Source organism: Vibrio sp. 1CM8B (genome assembly GCF_023161685.1).
In the GTDB taxonomy this organism is placed as follows: Bacteria; Pseudomonadota; Gammaproteobacteria; order Enterobacterales; family Vibrionaceae; genus Vibrio; species Vibrio coralliirubri.
The window spans coordinates 114,368-138,096 of record NZ_JALNTU010000011.1 but is presented as its reverse complement, the minus strand read 5'-3'; the positions used below and the strand labels follow the sequence as shown (position 1 = coordinate 138,096).

Genomic DNA, 23,729 nt, shown 5'->3' with positions numbered 1-23,729 from the left:
GATACACAATGAACTCTTTCTTTATCCTAGATGAAAACCCATGGGAAGAACTTGGTGGCGGCATTAAGCGTAAAATCGTTGCTTACACTGACGATCTAATGGCAGTACACCTATGTTTTGATAAGGGCGCGATTGGCCACCCTCATACTCACGAAATCCATGACCAAATCGGTTACGTAGTTCGTGGCAGCTTCGAAGCTGAGATTGAAGGCGAAAAGAAAGTCCTTAAAGAAGGTGATGCTTACTTCGCTCGTAAACACATGATGCACGGTGCAGTTGCACTAGAGCAAGACAGCATCCTTCTTGATATCTTCAACCCTGCGCGTGAAGATTTCCTAAAATAATAACTAGCGCAACCTCAGTTGCTAAGGTAAGCATATGAAATCATTAAACATCGCGGTCATTGGCGAGTGCATGGTTGAGCTACAAAAGAAACAAGACGGGCTTAAGCAAAGCTTCGGTGGCGATACACTAAATACTGCACTTTACTTGTCTCGCTTAACAAAAGAGCAAGATATCAACACGAGCTACGTAACAGCACTAGGCACTGACCCATTCAGTACCGACATGTTAGAAAAGTGGCAAGCGGAAGGTATCGACACTAGCTTAATTGCTCAGCTTGATCACAAACAACCAGGGCTTTACTACATCGAGACCGATGAAACTGGTGAGCGTAGCTTCCACTACTGGCGTAATGATGCTGCAGCAAAATTCATGTTTGACCAGGAAGACACGCCTGCTCTACTTGATAAGTTATTCTCTTTTGATGCGGTTTACCTAAGTGGTATTACGCTTGCTATCTTGACAGAGAATGGACGCACGCAGCTATTCAACTTCTTAGACAAATTTAAAGCTCAAGGCGGCCAAGTATTCTTCGACAATAACTTCCGTCCAAAACTTTGGGAAAGCCAACAAGAAGCGATTTCTTGGTACTTGAAGATGCTTAAGTACACAGACACGGCTCTACTGACGTTCGATGACGAGCAAGAGTTGTATGGCGACGAAAGCATTGAACAGTGTATTGCACGTACGTCTGAATCTGGTGTGAAAGAGATCATCATTAAACGTGGTGCTAAAGACTGCCTAGTGGTTGAGAGCCAAAGCGCTCAGTACGTTGCTCCAAACCCAGTAGACAACATTGTTGATACTACAGCGGCTGGCGACTCGTTCAGCGCGGGCTTCCTAGCTAAGCGCTTAAGCGGTGGCAATGCACGTGATGCAGCGTTAGCAGGTCATATTGTGGCAGGGACTGTGATTCAGCATCCAGGTGCTATCATTCCTCTAGAAGCGACGCCTGATCTGTCTCTATAATTACGCACTTTAACTATTAATCAAGGGTTTGCTTAGTTGAAAGCAAGCCCACATTTAACGTGAGAAAGAATTCATGACGACATTAAATGAACAACTAGCAAACCTAAAAGTAATTCCTGTAATCGCTATCAACCGTGCTGAAGACGCTATCCCTCTAGGTAAAGCACTTGTTGAAAACGGCATGCCATGCGCCGAAATCACGCTACGTACAGAATGTGCAATCGAAGCGATTCGCATCATGCGTAAAGAATTCCCAGACATGCTAATTGGTTCAGGTACTGTACTGACTAACGAGCAAGTTGACGCATCTATCGAAGCTGGCGTTGATTTCATCGTAAGCCCAGGTTTCAACCCGCGCACTGTTCAATACTGTATCGATAAAGGCGTTGCAATCGTACCGGGTGTTAACAACCCAAGCCTAGTTGAACAAGCAATGGAAATGGGCCTTCGCACGTTGAAGTTCTTCCCTGCTGAACCTTCTGGCGGTACTGGTATGCTTAAAGCACTAACAGCGGTTTACCCTGTTAAATTTATGCCTACTGGTGGCGTAAGCTTGAAGAATGTTGATGAATACCTATCGATCCCTTCTGTACTTGCGTGTGGCGGTACTTGGATGGTTCCAACTAACCTTATCGACGAAGGTAAGTGGGACGAACTAGGCAAGCTGGTTCGTGACGCAGTTGATCACGTTAACGCTTAATCTATTTTAGATTGAGTGATGAAGCCTCACCTCGGTGGGGCTTTTTGTTATCTGGCGTTTATTGCGCTGACTAACCGTAAAACATGCTCAATCAACGTTCTGTTTCCCCCACACCTTATCGCCTTTCTCTCTATGGGTTCGTACAGCTCCGCGACTAAGACAGGCAATAACAAGTAATGTAAACTTTCAATCGACTTCAGCACGCATCTAACGAAGCGTTACTGGTGCCCCCTATCGCCTATCCAGCCCCTTACCCAGCAACGTTCCTTTTCGATACGTCGTCAAACATCTCTCATAGCATGCACTGAAGACCACAATAGACAAAGTGAGCCGAAAGTGTGTTCCGCCCGTCCAGTTTAACGCCCACTCAGTGACAAAAATTCCAAATACGCACCTCTATGGCACGAAAAAATGAATAAATAGCATAGAAAGGCTTGATAGCCGCAGATAAACAGAAAATAGCGAAGTGAAAACAATGAGCTACACTTGAAATCTCAATACCAAAATTTTCAGTATAGAGTTCCAAATTAACGTGAATGTCGTCGCACAACACACCAATTTGTAGCACATTTGTTACGGTTATAATTAAAATCTTATAGATACGGCAAAGTAAGCGCTTTTGCTTATATTGTAATACATATAAACATTTAACCCTCAATTTATTTTAGATCTCAAACAAAATACACACACATTTAAATTCAATTAAAACAATCACTTATATGGTGGCGCACTAGAGACCAAAAAATCAATGCGACCTAGATCATACTAAAGACATATTGTAGTACAAATAAATCTTAGGACGCGTTAATCTAAGCCCAGTTAATTATGATATTTAAAAGGCTGAAAAGATGACTATTGATACTTTTGTTGTTCTCGCCTACTTCTTCTTTTTAATCGCGATTGGTTGGATGTTCCGTAAGTTCACCACCTCTACAAGTGATTACTTCAGAGGGGGCGGCAAAATGTTGTGGTGGATGGTTGGTGCAACTGCCTTCATGACACAGTTTTCAGCATGGACGTTTACAGGTGCCGCAGGACGCGCGTTCAATGACGGTTTCGTTATTGTAATCCTATTCTTAGCCAATGCTTTTGGCTACTTCATGAACTATATGTACTTCGCTCCAAAGTTCCGCCAACTTCGTGTGGTAACGGCGATCGAAGCTATTCGTCAGCGCTTTGGTAAAACGTCTGAACAGTTCTTCACATGGGCAGGTATGCCGGACAGCCTTATCTCTGCAGGTATCTGGCTAAACGGTCTAGCGATCTTTGTAGCAGCGGTATTCAATATCCCAATGGAAGCTACCATTGTGGTAACGGGTATGGTTCTAGTATTGATGGCAGTAACGGGCGGCTCTTGGGCGGTTGTTGCTTCTGACTTCATGCAAATGCTTGTAATCATGGCCGTGACAATCACTTGTGCGGTAGCAGCTTACTTCCACGGTGGCGGCTTAACTAACATCGTTGCTAACTTCGACGGCGACTTCATGTTAGGTAACAACCTAAACTACATGAGCATCTTCATCCTTTGGGTTGTATTCATCTTCGTGAAGCAGTTCGGTGTAATGAACAACAGCATCAACGCTTACCGTTACCTATGTGCAAAAGACAGTGAAAACGCACGTAAAGCGGCAGGCCTAGCATGTATCCTTATGGTTGTTGGTCCACTAATTTGGTTCCTACCACCTTGGTACGTTAGTGCATTCATGCCTGAGTTCGCTGAGCAATACACATCAATGGGCGACAAAGCCGGTGATGCTGCTTACCTAGCATTCGTACAAAACGTAATGCCAGCAGGTATGGTTGGTCTTCTTATGTCAGCAATGTTTGCTGCAACGATGTCTTCTATGGATTCAGGTTTGAACCGTAACGCTGGTATCTTTGTAATGAACTTCTACAGCCCGATTCTTCGTCAAAATGCGACTCAGAAAGAGCTGGTTATTGTAAGTAAGCTAACGACTATCATGATGGGTATTATCATCATCGCGATTGGTCTATTCATTAACTCTCTGCGTCACTTAAGCTTGTTCGATATCGTAATGAACGTAGGTGCGTTGATTGGCTTCCCAATGCTTATCCCTGTACTACTAGGTATGTGGATTCGTAAGACACCTGACTGGGCTGGTTGGTCTACTCTAGTGGTTGGTGGTTTCGTTTCTTACATCTTCGGTATCTCTCTGCAAGCAGAAGACATCGAGAACCTATTTGGTCTAGAAACAGCGCTTACAGGCCGTGAATGGAGCGATTTGAAAGTCGGTCTTAGCTTAGCTGCTCACGTAGTGTTCACAGGTGGTTACTTCATCATGACTTCTCGCTTCTACAAAGGCCTATCGCCAGAGCGTGAGAAAGAAGTTGACCAACTATTCACTAACTGGAACACGCCGCTTGTAGCGGAAGGTGAAGAGCAACAAAACCTAGATACTAAACAGCGTTCAATGCTTGGTAAGCTTATCAGCACAGCAGGTTTCGGTATCCTAGCAATGGCTCTGATTCCAAACGAACCAACAGGACGCTTGTTGTTCCTACTATGTGGTTCGATGGTACTAACCGTTGGTATCCTGCTGGTTAATGCATCTAAAGCTCCGGCTAAGATGAACAACGAGTCTGTTGCCAAATAGCTAAATAAGCAGCTAACAAGTTAAACCAAAATGAAGCCCATGTTATTCGATAACATGGGCTTTTTGTTTGTCTTCGGCTTATCAAAATGGAATATGAAACGAATCTCGATTAATGCGCATAAAGCGTAGAAATACCTATCTCCTGCCCTCGTTTTATCTTCTTTTCCAACCTTTCCAATGGTTTGATCTCTTTCTCTGATTGTTTCTGTTACTTTGAATGACAACACAAACACAACAGACAATTACAATGAAAAAAACATCACTATTACTTGCTTCCATTGCTCTGGCACTTTCTGGTGTCGCACACGCTGACCAGCTAGAAGACATTCAAAAATCAGGCACGCTTCGTGTGGGCACGACTGGCGACTACAAGCCTTTCTCTTACTTCGATGGTAAAAGCTACTCTGGCTACGATATCGATGTTGCACAGCACATCGCGGAGCAATTAGGCGTCGAATTGAAGATTGTTCGTACCACATGGAAAGATCTACTGGCCGATCTAGACGACGATAAGTACGATATCGCGATGGGCGGCATTACGCGTAAAATGCAGCGTCAGTTAAACGCGGAACAAACTCAAGGTTACATGACCTTTGGTAAGTGCTTCTTGGTTGCGAAAGGCACCGCAGAACAGTACGACAGCATTGAGGAAGTGAACCTCTCTTCTGTTCGTGTGGGCGTGAACATTGGCGGTACTAACGAGATCTTTGCCGACGCAAACTTGCAAAATGCAAGCTTCACACGCTACGAGAACAACCTCGACGTACCAAAAGCAGTAGCAGAAGGCAAAGTTGATGTGATGGTGACAGAAACCCCTGAAGGTCTATTCTATCAAGTAACTGACGAACGTCTTGAAGCGGCACGCTGCGAAACTCCATTCACCAACAGTCAGTTCGGCTATCTGATTCCTAAAGGTGAACAACGTTTGTTGAACACGGTGAACTTCATTATGGATGAAATGAAATTGAAAGGTGTTGAAGAAGAGTTCCTGATCCACAACTCCCTTAAGTAACTCTTTTCGATTACATAGTGACAAAAAAGAGGCCAGCAATGCTGGCCTCTTTCGTTATGGTTTAATGGTTCGCTTAACCGTGAGTTATCACATTTTGCTGTACTAGCGCATCTAGGATGTCTGAAGGCATGGTGCCACTTAAGGTTAGCTGTGGCGCAAGATCTTCAACCACAATCACCTGTTCCGTAGTACCTAAGCCATCCGGGTTGATCGTAAGCTCAATGTCATCCCCGTCCACTTTCGCGTCTATCTGTTGTAGCAACGCGGTCATGTCTGGAGATGTGTTTTTAAGCTCTGGCAACACTTCTCTCAAGTCAATACTGTCCCCTTCCGACAAATCAAAGTCGGTAATCGTATCTTCAACACCATCTTCTATGTTAAGCCATACGAACGAGTCCATACCATCGCCACCAGTCAGAATGTCTGAGCCTCCACCGCCAATCAGGGTGTCGTTACCGTCACCGCCAACCAGCGTATCGTCACCAGCTCCACCTACAAGTCGGTCATTTCCTGATCCGCCAGTGAGGTTAGTATCAAAGTTACTCGCTAAAAGTTGCACATCGTCTGTTTCAGAAGACAAATCGAGATCTATTGGGTTCGCAACTATATTGAGGTTTAGATCAATGTTTTGAGATATCGCAATATCGTTATTGTCCGTTTCTTCAGATACCGCCTCAACCTTCAACGTGTAATTACCCGGAGTTAACGGCTTACCAGCTGATGGTTGCTCGACAAGTCTGAGACTATCAATCGCATCAGCCGTCGCTATCCAAGTATCACCCACCAGCGAAACCGTACCCGCATCACTGGTTACGTCAACTCCGTCCGGAATATCACTGAGCTTCAACGTCAACTCTTCAGTAATATCCGTCAATGCAGCGACAATTCCGACTAAAGCGACTCCACTATTAGCGACCACAGATGAGCTGGTCGTAATGTTTCTCACATAGTTGAATGCCGGGTCAATAGACAAGGTTGGCGCATTCGCCACAGGTGTCACCGCGATGTTATACACCACTGGCGCAGTTTCAATCGCGATACCAGAAGGGTTACCGCTGTCTTTGGCGATAACTTCTAATCCAATACTATTGGTTGGAGAGAGGCTCGCATCGAGGTAAACACCATTTGGACTGGTTGGCGTATCAATCAGTGCGTTCAAATCGCTCAGTGTACCGACTAAGATGACCGAACCGGTGTTGTTGCCGTTAACCATCACCGTCGTCCCTGCCGGGAGTGCTACGTTCAATGTGCCGTAATCCACCGTCAGTGTGACTGTCATTAGGTCATTCGAAAATGCATCCACATAATCTGGGTCACTGACATTGATACCACTCAATAGCTGACCGGCATCCTCGTCGACAAGCGAGGTGACACTGTCACCATTAACAACAGGCGTATCGTTGACACCTTGCACCACAGCACTGATTTCAGCACTATCCGTCAAGAAGTCATTGGCACCATTGGTGGTACCATCATCCTCTACGGTATAGGTGAACTTAACATCACCGTTATATTCATCCGCTGCGGTAAATACCCAGTATGGTCCATTGATCGAGTTGTCATCCGCACCAGCCACGTTTTCAAAGTGTTGTAATGTGCCTTGCCCTTGATCGATCACCAAGTTCGTCACGGTAATCGTGTCGTTCTCTGGATCGCTCGTTGCGCCAATCAAATCTTCCTCTTTGATGATTAGCTGACCTTCTTCAAGGATGGTGCCCAAGTCGATGTCCGTTGCCACTGGCTGATCATTCACTTCCGTTACCACAACGCTTATTTCAGCGGTATCCGTTAGGAAATCATTTACGCCGTTAGTTGTACCATCGTCTTCTACGGTATAAGTGAACTTAACATCACCGCTGTACTCGTTGGCTGCGGTAAACACCCAGTATGGGCCGGTAATCGAAGCATCATTCGCTCCACCCACGTTTTCAAAACGCTGCAATGTGCCTTGACCCTGATCGAGTACCAAATTGGTCACCGTGATGTTATCTGCATCAGGATCGGTCGTCGCTGCAATCAGGTCTTCAGCTTTGATGATCAACTGACCTTCTTCAAGCATGGTACCCAAGTCAACATTGGTTGCTACCGGTTGGTCATTGACTTCTGTTACTACAAGGCTGATTTCCGCATTGTCTGTTAGGAAGTCATCCACGCCGTTGGTTGTACCATCATCGATGATGCTGTAATCGAATTTAACGTCACCGTTGAAATCATCAGCGGCCGTAAATATCCAGAATGGCCCCGTAATCCCAGCGTCATCAGCACCACCAGCATTTTCAAAGCGCGTTAACTGACCTTGCCCTTGAGTAAGAGTTACGCCGGTTACCGTGAGGTTATGGTTTTCAAGATCAGAGCTTGCTGCAATTAAGTCACTTTCAACGATAACAAGTTGGCCTTCCTCGGCAATCGAACCGAAATCAACGTCTGTCGCAACAGGAGCATCGTTCACTTCCGTCACCTTAATGGTAAAGGTGGTTTGATTGGTTTGAGCGGTATTCGGATCTCCAGCATCAATCAGACCGTTATTACCGCCATCATCGAGCGTTGCATTGATCGTGACTAAACCACTCTGGTTGAGGTAGTTCTGGTCTGGATCTGGCTTGAACGTCACTGCTCCATTGGTCAATGCAGTATTGATGTCCGCTTCTTTACCCGTAATCACCAATGAGCCGTCAGGTTGCAATACAAACGTCACGTCAGGAGAGCTGGTAAACTCAAACACACCCTGTGCTCCCGGCAGTGTTTGATCGACTTGCAACGTAAGAACATACGGAGCATCTGGATTATCAAAGTTAGCATCAACGTCGTAGATACTAAAATTGTCGATGGCAACACTAATGTCTTCAGATGTTTCAATATTCGTTACGTTTACAAAGATAGGTTGATCGTTAATAGGATCGATCACCAAATCAACATCGAAGCTGGTTGGCGTACCCAAATACTCGGTGTTATCTGCGTCAGTATCAACAGAGCGAACGGTAATCTGCAGCGGGCCATTGATGCCTAATACATTACCCGTATCGCTATTGTGCTCACCTGAATTGAATACGATCTTATCAAGTGACTGCGCAGCAACATCCAGTGTCCAGATCTGCGTAACTGGATCATAACTAGCCAAGGTTGTACCGTCTGGATAATAGATAGAGGCATCTTGAGGAACGCCTGCAACTTCTACTCGAAGTGTCTCTGGCGCATTCTCGGCATAAGTGCCGCTGCCCGTTGCAGATAGCTCTTTATCCAAAATCGTCGCATTGATTTCGATATCAATGTTTTGACCTTCGTTACCTGTCACAGAATCTGTTGGGTTGGTATCAACATCATCACCCACAGGTACCACATGCAGCTTAAAGCTTGGCAGATTTGATGCTGCGGTAGGCACACCTAATAAGGACTCTTGCGTAAATACGGCAACACCAAATTCAGCCGTACCACTGAAGTCTTTAGGCGGTAAAATCGAAATCTCACTCAGATCGAACGACAACCCTGATGCTTGAGGCAGCTGAACACTCCACTCACCATTACCGTTGTTCTTGACGGTATATGCCGAGGTTGCGTCTGCACGCATTTGGAAGCCATCAGGGACATCTGTAAACTTAATCGACACAAACTGTTCTGATCCATCAAGGTCAGTCAGTGCAATCGATACAGGCCCTGTACCCGACAAAGAAATGAGCTGGTCTTCAGTACCCGTAATCTCGATAACATCAGGATCGCTACCCGGTCCTGTTACGAGCACATCGTCCACGACTGGAATCACTTCAAAGCTAACATTGGTATTAAACGTATCAGTATCTGTTGCTGTACCTATTGGAGACGAGGCGTCATTGTAAGTAGCCGTATCGGTAATCGTTCCGCTGACATTCACTTGCACCTGATTAATGTCGTTACCTGTCGGGTAATTAGGTGCAGGGCGGAACAAGACGTTGTCCAAAGCGCCTGCATTAATTTCAGCTTCATTAAAGGTCACCGATGTGCCAAGCGATACACCTGCGCTGGTATAGAAAGCCCCGACACTCGTGTCATTCAAAGTCAGTGTGATAGAGGTGAATTTTTCGTCACCACCTTCATCTCCGCTTACTTGATCAGTAATGGTCGAGCTGAAATCCAGTTGGATATAGGTATCTTCATAGCCCACCGGATCTTGCCCTGCTTGACCGTCGGTATCGACAGGGTTAAACGAATCGTCAAGCGAACCAACGACAGTCACGTCAATATCGGGATTACCTTCAACATCTGGCGCAACTTTAATGACTACTTCTGTCACTAGAGTTTTCTCATCACCCGACAATACGTCTTTAGTTACTATCGTCAACGGCAACCTAAAGTCGCCGGAGTAGTCGGCTGGTAAGTTAAGTAGTAGTCCAGAGAAGTCAGTCGAGACCCCTTGATCAACGGTAGTCTGGAATACATATTTCCCGTTAACAAAATCGAGGTCGCTGCTTCCCGATAAACTAATTGGGAAGGTGACTTCGTTCGCCGCTCCTGGATTAATGGTCACACTGTCATCAATAATGATGGTCACTTGATCAGTTGAGTCGTCTTCGCCCGAGAACGTAATTAAACCATTCAATGCCGTCCCCAGATCTAACTGGGTGTCCTCAACCGCATCAACAACACTGTTTGGCGTAATATCAATATCGGCTGCGACCTTGGTGCTCCCAACCACCACTTCAGGGAATGACAGGGTGACTTCTCCGTCCCTACGAGCGGCCGTAGATGACTCAACCTCAGCACCATCACCTCGGTCTATCACCGTGCTAAAGATGTCCATCTTGATGTCATTGAACCCTCCTGCCCCGCTGTTTCCTGAAGGAAGAACAAGGCCGTTCGGTGCACTGATGCTAAATATGTCTTCATTCGTTACAACCCAGCGCCCATTGCCTTCATAAGCAGCGCCAATAACGAGCAGTTGATTGAGTACAGCATCAGATAGAGCCGAGTCGTCCACATTTGTTAATTGAATAACTAACTGATCCACTTCTTCGATAGCGGACGAAGCATCTGTTTCTTGATATCGAATGACGAACTCATCCGTAACCGATGTATTATCGCTGTTGGTAGTGAACTTAAGCACGCCAGTGTTTGCATCAGCAACTACGGTTGCTAGTGCTCCAGTACCCAGCACATCATCGACGATAAGCTTGTTGCTGGCGTCTTGCGGTTCAACGACTGGCGTTACGACAACATTAATCGTACCTGAAATCGTTGCGGTAGCGATGCCCTGACCAGGATCAGTCGCATCAACATACTCATGATCTCGCTCTTCAATCATGACAACGGTATTAAGCGTAAAGTCGGTGCTCGAATCTTGTTCAGGTGTGATCTGAATAAAATTGTTGTTCAGTGCTATCTGAGTAAACTCTTCTGCCGTTTGTCCACTCTTCGGCGTAATGGTTAAAGTGCCTGCTGAAGCATCGTAAACCCAAGTTACATCGCCATTAACCACAACACTTTCAACATCTGTCGGAATGGCACTGATCACAATAGAAGTGAAATGCTCATCATCATCAATATAGTCAGTACCCTCTGGGTGCCAATCAATACTGATCACCGTATCTTCATCGCCATTAGTGACTGTGCTGTACGTCGCCGAGGTATCGATTCTAGGTTCGACTAGCACTCGCACTTCTTGGTCAAACGTAAGCGTATGACCGTCATTCTCAGTCACGATCACTTTACCCTGAATGTGAATGTTCTCGGTTGAAGAATCGACGGGTCTGATGCGGATTCCTGAGGTTTTACCCGCGTCAGTGATGTTCGCTTCGTAGATAGGTTTAGACAGATCAGGGCTACCACCCGGACCAGTTTCGTAACCGACAAAGTTAAGGTCAATAATGGTACCGTCACCGTCTTCCAGAATAACGCCATCAGGAATACCCGAGAGGATAACGGTTATGGATTCTGAACCGTCGTCAGGTAATGGGGTTTGATCTACAGCTGCAGGATCAGGTCTTCGCTCTCCCGACAACACGGTGAAATCAAGCTCGGCGTAGCTGTCTCCATTCTGGCTCTCTTGGATCGTGGTTTGCACACCACTTGCAGGGTCAGGATCGGTATCAGGTATTGCAGTCCATGCCGTACCGCTAGTACCGCCGTAAGGAATATCTGCGACACCTTTAACTTCAACGTTAACCGTTTTAGTCCCTAGGATTTCTTCATCAACTTGAGCACCACTAGAGAGGTTCGCGGTGTCTTTAACCACACCGGTTACATCAAAAGTAAAATCGACATTACTGTGTTTAGTCGGAACGATCTCTACATTGGCTAAGTCGGAATACGCCACTTCCTGATAATCAATACCGTTAATAGTGATTGTAGGAACTGGGGTCGTAGTTCCAAGGAAATAAAGCACCGCACCTTCAGTAATATTGCTGATACGAACAAATAGCTCTTCGGAACCATCAGTATCCACTGAGCCGTTCATTGTGATGACTTCGTCTAGCGTGAAGTCATCTTTGTTAGCCAGAGGACCTAGGTAGTTAGGGTCATCAATATTGTCTTCGTTAATACGAATCCGGTTAACACTGAACGACCCAGGGTCCGCATCGGCAGTCACATCAATGATAATATTTTGCTCAACAGAGCGAGCGGTCGTTTTGTCTAACCCGCCGTTAGCTGAATCATCATACGGGTTAAGCGTCTCTTCCGTAATTGCCGTCGCTTTAAACTCAATTTGTCCAGAGAAGTTATCGATTGGGTTGACGACTGTGCTATTGATATCGCCAGCTGCAATGATGTAAACACCATTGGTCGGAGTAAGAACGTTACCGTTTTGATCTAGCAGCTCAAACTTCCCATCACCTTGAACGGCTTCTAGCTCATAGGTAATCGTCTCAGTATTACTGTTATCTTGCGATTCAGCATTCAGCTGCAACGTAACGTTATCTTCATCTTCATTCACTTGATACTGATAAGTACTGTTGGCGTCATCCCACGTTGCAATATCAGCTACCGCTTCAATTTCAATTCTGAAGTTTGAGTTTACTGTGTGGTCAAGCGTGCCATTGTTATCAATTTCGAGTTCATAACGAACACGCCCACCAGTTTCATTTGAACTAGCGTGCTGATCAGGAACGAAGAATAGGTTGTCTATCGTCGCAATAGTTTGTCTTGGTTCATTAGGATTTGGAGCAAAGCTTTGCTCGAGTTGAGGAGGACCAAATATAATGCTCCCATTTGGTTCAGGCATTAGCTCATGGTAAGAGGTACCGTCAAAGTAATAGAACGTACCTTGGTGACTATCACCTCCATTCGGGCTTTTTATCGTTAACTGACCTATAGATTCATTGTTATCTTGGTCGTATAGGTTAACTTGCAGTGCAACTTGTGCAGGCGCATTAGGCAGACCACTTTGGTTATCTTGAACATTCTCAAGATCTGGTTCATCACCCGGTGCATAAGGTATTGTTGAGTCTCTACCCGCATCCTCGAAGGTCGTCACTTTCAGAGCGATTCTTGTAGAGTCCCTATCAGTAATCGTTATATCTAACGGTGTTTCAGAGGTATCTAAATCGCCATCCGTCGCAATCACATTAATCGAGAAATCGATGGTGTCTAGGCCGTCATGATCGAGATAGCCGTTAGCTCTAAATTCAACCTCGCCATTTGAGTTGATACGCAAGCGCCCTAGCTCACGGGTGTCCACGCCACCACTACCATCATCGGTTTGTTCGTACACTCGTACTTGTTGGCTACCGCTATTTAAATCGAAACTGCTGCTGTACGGCTCGCTGTTTCCTGTACGGAAAACAATATCTGCACCATTACTGGTAATGCCCTCAATTCGACTCAGTACCGCGCCATCCGCGCCGACATCCGTCGCATTAGCAAACATGTCAACTTTGGAATTACCATAGCCCTGGCCTTCAATTCGTGTGATCGATTGAGTTGTCACCAATGGTACATCATCAGTCACCGTGATTTTCAGATCGATCGCGTTTGATTGGTCTTGATCAAAATCTTCTGCAACAACAGAAAAGTTAAGGTCAATCGCGTTTTCATCCGCACCATCAGGGTGCTTAAGGGGTTTAAACAATTCAAACTGATAGCTGTTATCCGAGGTATCGAAAATAATCTCAAACACCGCTTCATTACTCGTTGTTGTTTGAGCAACGTAAGTAAATGTTGTGCCGCTTTGTGAAACAGCTAGCCACTCTAAACTTTCTCCGTCGGAGGTTAAGCCAGCCAGAACCAAATCTTCATCAACCAGTTCGTACTTCACAACACCATCGGCACCTTCATCGACAGTGAACAGTCCATTAATAATGGTGTCTTCAGATTGATCGGAACCAATACCAGTAAGATCGTCTTCATCGACAACCGTTTCACCGGTTGGCGCACTAATTACTGGCGCATCGTCTAGCACCTCGATTGGTAATACGTATTGGTTAGAATCATCGCCATCACCGTCAACGGCAACAACATCAAATGGTATTGTGAGTGTATCGAGGTTGCTCGGTGTCGTGGCGTGATTGAGAGGGCCAAGCAAGGTAAACGTGTAAGCACCATCATCAGTCAGCACTAATGTGAAAATTGGCGTTCCGCCTGGGTCAGTTGCACCTTGATAGGTGGTCGTATTAGCAGCACCTGTGATCTCAGTGATCTTAATACCTTCATTGCCAGACGATAGCGTCGCTTCTAGAGTTGAGATATTGCGTAGTTCGTAAACCTCAACTTGATCTGCACCTTCAGTGGTAACAAACGAACCTGTCGCCTGAGCAATAATGGAGCCTAAATCGTCTTCATCAACGACAAACGTACTTGCAACCGTCGTATCAGTGATGGTTGGCACATCATCAGTAATGGTCACTGTTAGCGGTTTCACCGCAGAGTCAGTGTTGTCTTTGTCGACAGCGATCACTGGCAAGGTAAATATTTGATCGTTATTACCCTGTACTGGCAGGTGATCTAACTCTTCCAGTAAGGTAAATGTGTACTCTCCTAGAACCAGACTGCTAAAGGTGATGGTGAAAATATCCGTTTGGACACCGCCGCTTTCAACGTAACCAATATAATTATCGCTGTTTAGAGGATCTTCTTTTAACTGAACCACCAAACCATCCGCTTTCAGATCGCCTGATGTGTTGAATTGAGCCGGATCAATACGGAAGTGGCTCACATCATCACTTCCTGCTGTGAAAGTAATGGTTTCAGTTTGGCTAACAGGTAAACCCGGTGAAGAACCATCAATCAGATTTGCTTCAGCCAACGCGACAGTCGGTACGGTGTCGATAGTTGGTGGCGCGCCATCGGCAATAGTTAACGTCACTGTAGACGTCACGATATCGCCGTCTTTATCTTCAGATGTCACCGTAATGGTCTTGACGATATCGCCACTAGAGTGGTCTAGATTGCGGTTAGGTTCAAAACGTACATCCCCTTCGAGATTGATAAACAAGGAACCTTCAGTGAACACAAATTCTTGCTCACCCGTGTCAGTTTGTACCAGAGACTCTTCGGGTTGGCTGCCATAGGTAAACTTAGTGATTGTTGCGCCATCTGCACTTTGCGCAGGCATCACATCAAAGACTGCTGTAGTAGGTGTTCCCGTGGTTGGCTCAGTAATGTTGAGCGCACCTGACTGCATCAGCTGAACATCATCGGTGATGGTGACTGTAAGCGGTTTAGACGCTGAAATATCACCATCGGTATCTTCTGCATAAACAGAAAGATCAAAACTCAGATCGTTATTTCCTAAGCCATCAACATGGTCTAAACGTTCAAGCAGAGTAAATGTGTATTGACTCGGATTCGTATCATCAAAATCTAGAGTGAAGATAACTTTCTCAACACCCGAACCATCCGTCGTGAATGCTATGTAGTCGCCAGAGTTTGCAGGGTCTTCACGCAAACTCAGTGACAAACCATCCGACTTCAACGCGCCGTTGGTATTGAAGAGCCCTACTTCCACCACTATTTCAGCAATATCATCACTGCTTGCAAGTGAAGTAATGGTTTGAGTCATACTCACCGGGTTTACGCTAGGCGTTGAACCATCCGCAAGTAAGCTTTCTGACAATGCCACACCCGGCACAACGTCGATTGTTGGCCCATCACCATCAACAATGGTGAGAGTGACTTTTGATGAGAAGATGTCGTTATCAAAGTCGGAAGAAGTGAACACAATCGATTTAACAATGTCGCCCGCAGAGTGATCAAGGTTTCGATTTGGCTCAAACCTCACATCACCATCTAATGTCACAAACAGTGAACCTTCCGTGAAAACAAACTCTTGTTCACCACTGATGTTCTGATTCAGAGTAATTGGAGAACCACCGTCATACGTGAACTGCGTAATGTTCGCGCCGTCTGCACTTGGTATTGGCATCACATCAACGGTAGTTGTTGTTGGAGTACCAGAATTTGGCTCGGTAATGGTTAAGAAGCCATCTTGCATTTGCTGGATGTCATCTTCTATCGTAACCACCACATCGCGCTTTGTTGACTCAGAATCATCTGTATCAACAGCATAGATAGGTAAGCGGAAAGTAAGGTCGTTGTTGAGCACACCATCAAGGTGATCAAGCGCCTCAATCAAGGTAAATGTAAACTGAGCTTTGTTTGCACTATCAAAGCTAATGGTAAATACATCGGTAACGTTACCCATACCATCATCGGTATAACCAATGTAGTCACCAGCAGAAGAAGGATCTTCTTTTAGTTGAACAACAAGACCACTTGATTTCAACACATCACCTGGATTGAATTCGTTGGTCGCAATTCTAAAGTGACTAAAATCATCACTTCCTTCGGTGTAAGTGATTGTGTGAGTCGAACTTACCGGAGAACCAGTTGGCGTCGAGCCATCCGCTAGGTTGACTTCCGATAAGTTAACACCTGGAACCACATTGATAACTGGATCGATACCGTCTTTAATCGTCAAAGTGACATCCGCAGTATCTGTATCGTTATCAAAATCACTGGTGGTGACGACAATCGTTCTTACAATGTCGCCAGATGAATGGTCTAGATCTCGGCTCGGTTCAAAACGAACTTCCCCTTCAATAGTGATGTACAGCAAGCCATCGGTTACGGTAAAGACTTGTTCTGTAGAGATGCTTGGGTCTAACGTTACAGCTGTGCCACCATCGTAAGTAAACTGTGTCACTTTCGCGCCATCAGCACTCTGCGTTGGCATAACATCAATGATTGGCGTCGTTGGTGGCGTACCCGATGCCAAATCAGCTAATGAAGGCTCAGTGATACTCAATGTACCATCTTGAACACCTTGTACGTCATCGGTAATCGCAACCGTCATTGGCGACATTGCAGAATCATCACCATCCGCATCAACCGCTAACACAGGGACATCGAAGCTTAGTATATTGTTTTGTAATCCATCGACATGATCTAATGCCTCAAGCAGTGTGAACGTGTATTGCCCTAAATTGCTCGTCGAAAAGCTGATCGTGAAGACGTTGGTTTCTACGTTAGAACCATCTTTAACGAAGCCAATGTAATTACCAGAATTAGCTGGTTGCTCTTTTATTTCGACATCTAGACCGTTCGATTTCAAAGCCCCTGAAGTATTGAACTGCGTAGGGTCAATTCTGAAATGGCTTACGTCGTCACTACCCGCTGTATAGGTAATGGTTTGTGTCATTGTCACTGGATTACCGGTTGGCACAGAGCCATCGGCCAGATCCACTTCAGATAACGTAATTTCGGGAACAAGGTCGATAGTGGGAAGGTCACCATCAACAATCTTCAGTGTCACTGTCGATGTGACAATATCGCCATCGAGGTCAACAGACGTCACCTCAATAGACTTAGTAATGTCACCAGCAGCATGGTTTTGATTGCGCACCGGTTCGAAACGTATCTCACCTTCCGTCGTAATGAATACCGAACCTTCCGTGAAGACGAACTCTTGTTCACCATTCACATTTAAATCAAGGCTTTCTGCAGTATTGCCGTCAAAAACAAATGAAGTGACTTTGGCTCCATCAGCGCTTTGGTTTGGCATCACATCAAAGGTATTCGATGTTTCTACACTTGTTGCAGGTTCACGACTGGTGATTGTGCCGTCTTGCATCAACTGCACGTCGTCACCAATGGTCACGCCAAGCTGAGAAACTATCGAATCATCGCCATCACTATCAACCGCATACACAGGCAGATTAAAGCTTAAATCGTTGTTGCCACGTGCATCTTGATGATCCAGAGCTTCGATTAAGGTAAATGTGTATTCGCCTAAGGTTCCAGAGTTAAAGTCCAACGTAAATACTGTTGTCTCCACATTAGACGAACTGGTAGTAAAGCCAATGTACTTACCCGAGCCTTGAGGTTCTTCACGCAGTTCGACCGCTAAGCCATTCGATTTAAGTGCATCGTTAGTATTGAACTCGGTTGGTTCCAAACGGAAGCGAACCACATCATCACTTTGGTTGGTGAAAGTAATCGTCTGTGTTGAGCTGACCGCGCCAGCATTTGGTGCAGAACCATCAGCTAGGTTTGTTTCTGAGAGCGTAACGCTTGGTACCGCATCGATAGTTGGAATATCACCATCGGTGATCGTTAACGTAACGGTTGACGTGACTGAGTCTTTGTCGAAATCGCTTGAGGTCACCACTATCGACTTAACAATATCGCCGGCCGTATGGTCAAGATCTCGATTAGGCTCAAAGCGAACTTCACCTTCGAGGGTAATGTACAGTTTACCTTCTGCGAAGATAAACTGCTGTTCGCCTGCAATATTTTGATCGAGGGTGTTTACGACGCCATCATAAGTGAACTGAGTGATGGTCGCGCCGTCAGCACTTTGGTCTGGCATGACATCAAAAGTGGCCGTGGTCGGTGTACCAGCCGCTAAATCAGCGATGGTCGGCTCGGTAATATTGAGCGCACCATCTTGCATGATTTGAACATCATCACCAATCGTTACATTAAGCTGCGATACCAGTGAATCATCACCATCACTGTCTACCGCATAAACAGGCAGATCAAAGCTCAAATCGTTCTTATCTAGGCCATCAACATGGTCTAGCGCTTCAAGTAGAGTGAAAGTGTATTCACCTAACGTGGTTGAAGAGAAGCTAATGGTAAACACGGGTACTTCAGCGCTCGAACCGTTGGTAATAAAGCCTATGTAAGTGCCCGGATTAGCAGAGTCTTCTTTTATCTCGACCGCAAACCCATTCGATTTCAGTGCACCACCGACATTAAACTCAGTTGGTTCAATGCGGAAACTCGTCACATCATCACTTTGGTTAGTGAAAGTAATCGTTTCGGTTTGACTTACTGCGCTACCGCTAGGGCTAGAGCCATCGCTAAGGTTAGTTTCAGATAGAGTAACGCTTGGCACGGCATCGATGGTTGGGATATCACCATCAGTAATCGTCAGCGTAACCGTTGCTGTCACTGGATCGTTATCGAAGTCACTAGAAGTCACCACAATCGACTTCACGATATCTTCGCTCGTTGTGTGGTCTAAATTACGATTTGGCTCAAAACGCACTTCACCTTGAAGAGTGATGAATAACTCACCTTCCGTGAAGCTAAACTTTTGCTCGCCATTGTCAGCTTGATCAAGTGTTCGAAGTTGACCATCGTAGGTGAACTGAGTGATTGTCGCGCCGTCAGCACTTTGCGTTGGCATCACATCGATCGTATTGGTCGTTACAGTACCACCAGCCAAATCAGCAACATTCGGTTCAACGATATCTAATGTGCCGTTTTGCATGATTTGGACATCATCACCGATAGTCACATTGAGTTGAGACACCAACGAATCATCACCATCTTTATCAACAGCGTAAACCGGCAGGTCAAAGCTTAGGTTGTTATTTCCTATCCCATCAATGTGATCTAACGCTTCCAACAGTGTGAAGGTGTATTGACCAATATTGGTATCCGAGAAACTAATCGTGAACACGTTCGTTTCAACATTAGGCGCCGTCGTCACAAAACCGATGTAGCCACCCGGCGTACTTGGGTCGACTTTCAACTCAACCGTCAGTCCGTTCGATTTTAGAAGGCCGCCAATATTGAACTCAGTAGGTTCAATACGGAAACTCGTCACGTCATCACTTTGGTTGGTGAAGGTAATCGTTTCAGTTTGACTGACCGCACTGCCACTTGGAGCAGAGCCATCACTCAGGTTGGTTTCAGATAACGTAACACTTGGTACATTATCAATCGTTGGAATATCGCCATCGGTAATGGTCAGCGTAACCGTTGAAGAAACAAGATCGTTATCAGAATCACTTGAGGTCACCACTATCGATTTAACAATGTCTCCACCTGTGTGGTCAAGATTGCGATTAGGCTCGAAACGCACGTCACCTTGCAGGGTGATATAAAGCGAACCCTCAGCAACATCAAACTTCTGCTCACCCGTATCGCTTTGGTCAAGTGTTAGTACCGCTCCACCATCGTAGGTAAACTGGGTAATGGTCGTTCCATCAGCGCCTTCTTCATCGAGAACATTAACCGTTGTCGTGGTCGGCGTGTCTGCCGCTAAATCCGCAACCGTTGGCTCTTCAATATTGAGTGAGCTATTGACCATCACTTGAACGTCATCGGTGATCGTCACCGCCAACGGAGACATCAGAGAATCGTCACCGTCGCTATCGACGGCGTAAACTGGCAAGTTGAATGTTAGGTCGTTATTGCCTTGAATCGGCGTGTGGTCAATCGCTTCGAGAAGCGTAAAGGTGTATTCACCCAAATTGGCACTGCTGAAATCAAGAGTGAAAACGGTAGTTTCAGTATTCGAAATATCAGTCGTGAAACCGATATAATTACCCGACCCCGCAGGTTCTTCTCTAAGCTCGATAACCAAACCATCGGACGTAAGAGAATCGCCAACGTTAAATTCGCTAGGCTCTAAACGGAATCTCTCAACATCGTCACTTTGGTTGGTGAAAGTGATCGTCTCGGTTTGACTAACCGCGCTACCACTCGGGTTCGAACCATCACTCAGATTCGTTTCAGATAAGCTAACCGTTGGAATAACATCAATGGTTGGGATATCGCCATCGGTGATCGTCAATGTAACCGTTGAAGAGACTGAATCTTTATCGAAGTCACTTGAGGTCACCACAATCGACTTCACAATATCTTCGCTCACCGAGTGGTTTAGGTTACGGTTTGGCTCGAAACGCATTTCGCCTTCAAGGGTGATGAACAAGCTACCTTCTGCGAAGTTAAACTGCTGCTCGCCTGAAATGCTTTGATCCAGTGTGTTTACGACACCGTCATAAGTGAACTGAGTGATGGTCGCACCATCTGCACTTTGATCAGGCATCACATCAATGGTGTTGGTTGTTACAGTGCCGTCAGCAAGATTTGGCTCGATGATATCTAACGTGCCGTCTTGCATGATTTGAACGTCATCACCGATAGTCACATTGAGTTGCGAGACCAATGAATCGTCGCCATCGCTGTCTACCGCATAAACAGGAAGTTCAAAGCTTAAATCGTTTTTATCTAGGCCATCCACATGGTCTAGCGCTTCAAGTAAGGTAAAGGTGTATTCACCTAACGTAGTAGCAGAGAAACTAATGGTGAATACTGGGATTTCAGAGCCAGAACCGTTGGTAATAAAACCGATGTAAGTGCCCGGATTAGCAGAGTCTTCTTTTATCTCGACCGCAAACCCATTCGATTCCAGTGCCCCACCGACATTGAATTCAGTTGGTTCAATACGAAATTTAGCTACATCATCACTACCAGCGGTAAAGGTAATCGTCTCGGTAGCGCTGACCGCACTTCCGCTTGGAGAAGATCCATCAGTAAGGTTGGTTTCTGAGAGAGTAACAGGCGGGATCAAATCAATGATTGGATCTTGGCCGTCAGTGATACTTAGCTCAAGCGTTGAAGTGTCAGTGTCTCCATCACCATCTTCAGCTAAAAATGAGAATTGTTTGACAATGGTTTCACTGTTTGTGTGGTCAATATCGCGCGCAACTTCAAAGCTAAAATCACCATTCAGTGAGATGGTTACGACACCCTCAGTAAAACTGAATGTTTGAGCAGCATCTGGAAGCAAGCTCTGATCTAGTGAGTAATCAACACCATCATAGTTAAACGATTGAATTGTCGAGCCATCAGCGCCTTCGAAATTAAATAGGTTGTACGAAACAACTGTATCACCAGTCAACGTTGGTTCATCGACAGAGACAACGTTATCCACTAATTCAACAACATCATCTGTGACATTAACGAGAATCTCAGCGGCTTCTGGTGTGTTCGAGCCTCCAGACAGTGCAGAACGATCTCCATCCGCATCAACAGCATAAATTGGCAGTGCAAAGGTCAACAACGCGTCTTCAGCGCCTTGGTGAGAAAGCTCTTCATACAAAGTGAATTCGTAGTTACCCAGTGAAGGGCTATCAATTTTAACATCAAAGACCGTAATTCTCGATCCATTGACCTCTACATAACCTTCGTAAGTTCTTACACCATTAGTTTCGTCAACCAACTCGAGTAGCACCGCCGCACCATTAGAAACCAAGGTGCCACCCGTATTAAATTCCGTCGGCTCCAGTTCATAATGATCGATGATGTCGCTTTCGAAAATATCGGCAGTGATACTTCCGCTCCCCGCTACGGGAGCGGTTCCCTCTTGTGAACCACCAATGATGCCGGCTTCATCGACACTAATACTGTCGATATTGGTAATAACTGGGCTATCCCCATCAGAGATAACAATGTTGATGTTACTGGTTACAACATCTTGGTCGAAATCGGTAATCGTGATTGGTAAGTCGAACGTCAGTGAATCGGTACCCACTTGTTCGATTGGATTAAATTGCTCGAATTTATAAGTACCATCGGTATCTAGTGAGATAGTAAGAACAACCTCACCTCGGCCTTGAATGGACAAAGTGATCGTTGTTCCATCATCAGATAGCCTTGCAAGCGTATTTTGATTATCGCTGAGTATTCCATCAAATTGGTCCAACGCACTCGCATCAAAAACGGCTGATTGAAGGTTATCACTGCCAATATTGGAGAATGTCCCTTCGATTGGAACATTGCTTGTTTCTATGTTAGTGATATTCACACTTTCAGCAGACGGATCGACCCCATCAACCACGGAAACTTGTACATTGATTGGTGTTGCTAATGGGTTTCCCGCGGTGTCTTCACCTTGAATATCAAAAGTGATGTTAATTTGATCGCCAGTATAGGAAACCTGACCACCACCAACAGACGTTACGTGATCAATTGGTTGAGAAATCGTTGTGGTCAGTGAAAGCTCAGCGTTATTTCCAACACTAACAACATCGATGTCGATGCGTAATACTTCATCGGTACCTTGAACACCAATGATAGAGTTCGTCGCCGCATCATAAGTAAACGTAACGGGTTGACCACTTGAGGTAATATCACTGTTTAGCTCTGTGAGTAGCGAAGCGAGAGACAGTGCTTCTGGAACAAAAGAATCAGGGGAGAGCGCTAAACTACCAGCAATAATCGTTTCGGCAGTTGTAATAGATTGGGGGTAGGTATTGCCAGAAATGGAGCCTTCAGTGAGCACTTCATTGATTGATTGACCGCCCGATGAACGGGTTATTGTTCTGAACTCTTCTCGGTCTTCATCAACCGTTTGTTCTGCTAGACCTGCGGTCTCAAAAAATGTCGACGGATGAGTTTCGGTGTAGTTGTAGTCAATCGTCACAAAGCCAGCGTTTGCAGAACCTAATCCGCTACCCGCAGCAGTTGCTTCTAAGATTTGGGTCGGGTCGGCACCACCTAAAATGGCTTCTTGGATAGCAGCAAATTCATCATCAAAATCTCCAGCATCGGCTTGCTGCAAGTCAAAATTAACTTCTCCAGCGATCGGAGCATCAGCCCACGCTAAGTCTTGATCAACACAGCCAACACAATTACTTGCCACCTCAGTGACACCGTTTGGGGTACCTAATAAAAGCTCTGCTTGGTTGGCAGTAATAACAATCTCGTTTTCACGAATAATATCGCCAACTGAAATTTTTCGTGCGCTTCCGTCAGACTTAACCGCAATGACTTCTCCACTCACTGCCTCTACAACTGCAGCTTGGCGCGAAACTTCAATACCCATATATCCCCCGAGGTCACAAAATGCTGTATTGCTCAACATCGTGAAAATGATAGTAATAACGGT

General features: G+C 45.5%; 6 protein-coding genes. 5 read left to right on the top strand and 1 reads right to left on the bottom strand.

What is annotated here, in order from left to right; genetic code table 11:
• Positions 1-8: 8 nt before the first annotated feature.
• The 5 genes from MSG36_RS18760 to MSG36_RS18740 all read left to right on the top strand — a co-directional run bounded on the left by MSG36_RS18760 (position 9) and on the right by MSG36_RS18740 (position 5,638).
• Positions 9-344 carry a cupin domain-containing protein gene (locus MSG36_RS18760; protein ID WP_009846518.1) on the top strand — a complete coding sequence of 112 codons (336 nt, stop codon included), beginning with the start codon at positions 9-11 and terminating at the stop codon, positions 342-344.
• A 34-nt stretch (positions 345-378) separates the two neighbouring features.
• On the top strand, positions 379-1,311 hold the full coding sequence (locus tag MSG36_RS18755; protein ID WP_017061485.1) for a sugar kinase: 933 nt from the start codon (positions 379-381) through the stop codon (positions 1,309-1,311).
• 73 nt (positions 1,312-1,384) lie between these two features.
• Positions 1,385-2,011, top strand: coding sequence for a bifunctional 4-hydroxy-2-oxoglutarate aldolase/2-dehydro-3-deoxy-phosphogluconate aldolase (locus MSG36_RS18750; RefSeq protein WP_017069898.1), 627 nt, complete (start codon positions 1,385-1,387; stop codon positions 2,009-2,011).
• An 848-nt stretch (positions 2,012-2,859) separates the two neighbouring features.
• Positions 2,860-4,626, top strand: coding sequence for a transporter (locus MSG36_RS18745; RefSeq protein WP_048613936.1), 1,767 nt, complete (start codon positions 2,860-2,862; stop codon positions 4,624-4,626).
• A 247-nt stretch (positions 4,627-4,873) separates the two neighbouring features.
• Positions 4,874-5,638, top strand: a complete 765-nt coding sequence (locus MSG36_RS18740; RefSeq protein ID WP_248369273.1) for a transporter substrate-binding domain-containing protein — start codon at positions 4,874-4,876, stop codon at positions 5,636-5,638.
• A 73-nt stretch (positions 5,639-5,711) separates the two neighbouring features.
• Here the strand turns inward: MSG36_RS18740 and MSG36_RS18735 are convergent, their stop codons facing one another.
• Positions 5,712-23,666: a retention module-containing protein gene (locus MSG36_RS18735; protein ID WP_248369270.1), complete on the bottom strand. Its 17,955-nt coding sequence runs from the start codon at positions 23,664-23,666 to the stop codon at positions 5,712-5,714.
• Positions 23,667-23,729: the final 63 nt, after the last annotated feature.

Bases quoted from the DNA above. Each gene is read 5' to 3' on its own strand.
- MSG36_RS18745 (WP_048613936.1), top strand. From the start codon at position 2,860: ATGACTATTGATACTTTTGTTGTTCTCGCCTACTTCTTCTTTTTAATC.
- MSG36_RS18750 (WP_017069898.1), top strand. From the start codon at position 1,385: ATGACGACATTAAATGAACAACTAGCAAACCTAAAAGTAATTCCTGTA.
- MSG36_RS18735 (WP_248369270.1), bottom strand. From the start codon at position 23,666: ATGGGTATTGAAGTTTCGCGCCAAGCTGCAGTTGTAGAGGCAGTGAGT.
- MSG36_RS18760 (WP_009846518.1), top strand. From the start codon at position 9: ATGAACTCTTTCTTTATCCTAGATGAAAACCCATGGGAAGAACTTGGT.
- MSG36_RS18740 (WP_248369273.1), top strand. From the start codon at position 4,874: ATGAAAAAAACATCACTATTACTTGCTTCCATTGCTCTGGCACTTTCT.
- MSG36_RS18755 (WP_017061485.1), top strand. From the start codon at position 379: ATGAAATCATTAAACATCGCGGTCATTGGCGAGTGCATGGTTGAGCTA.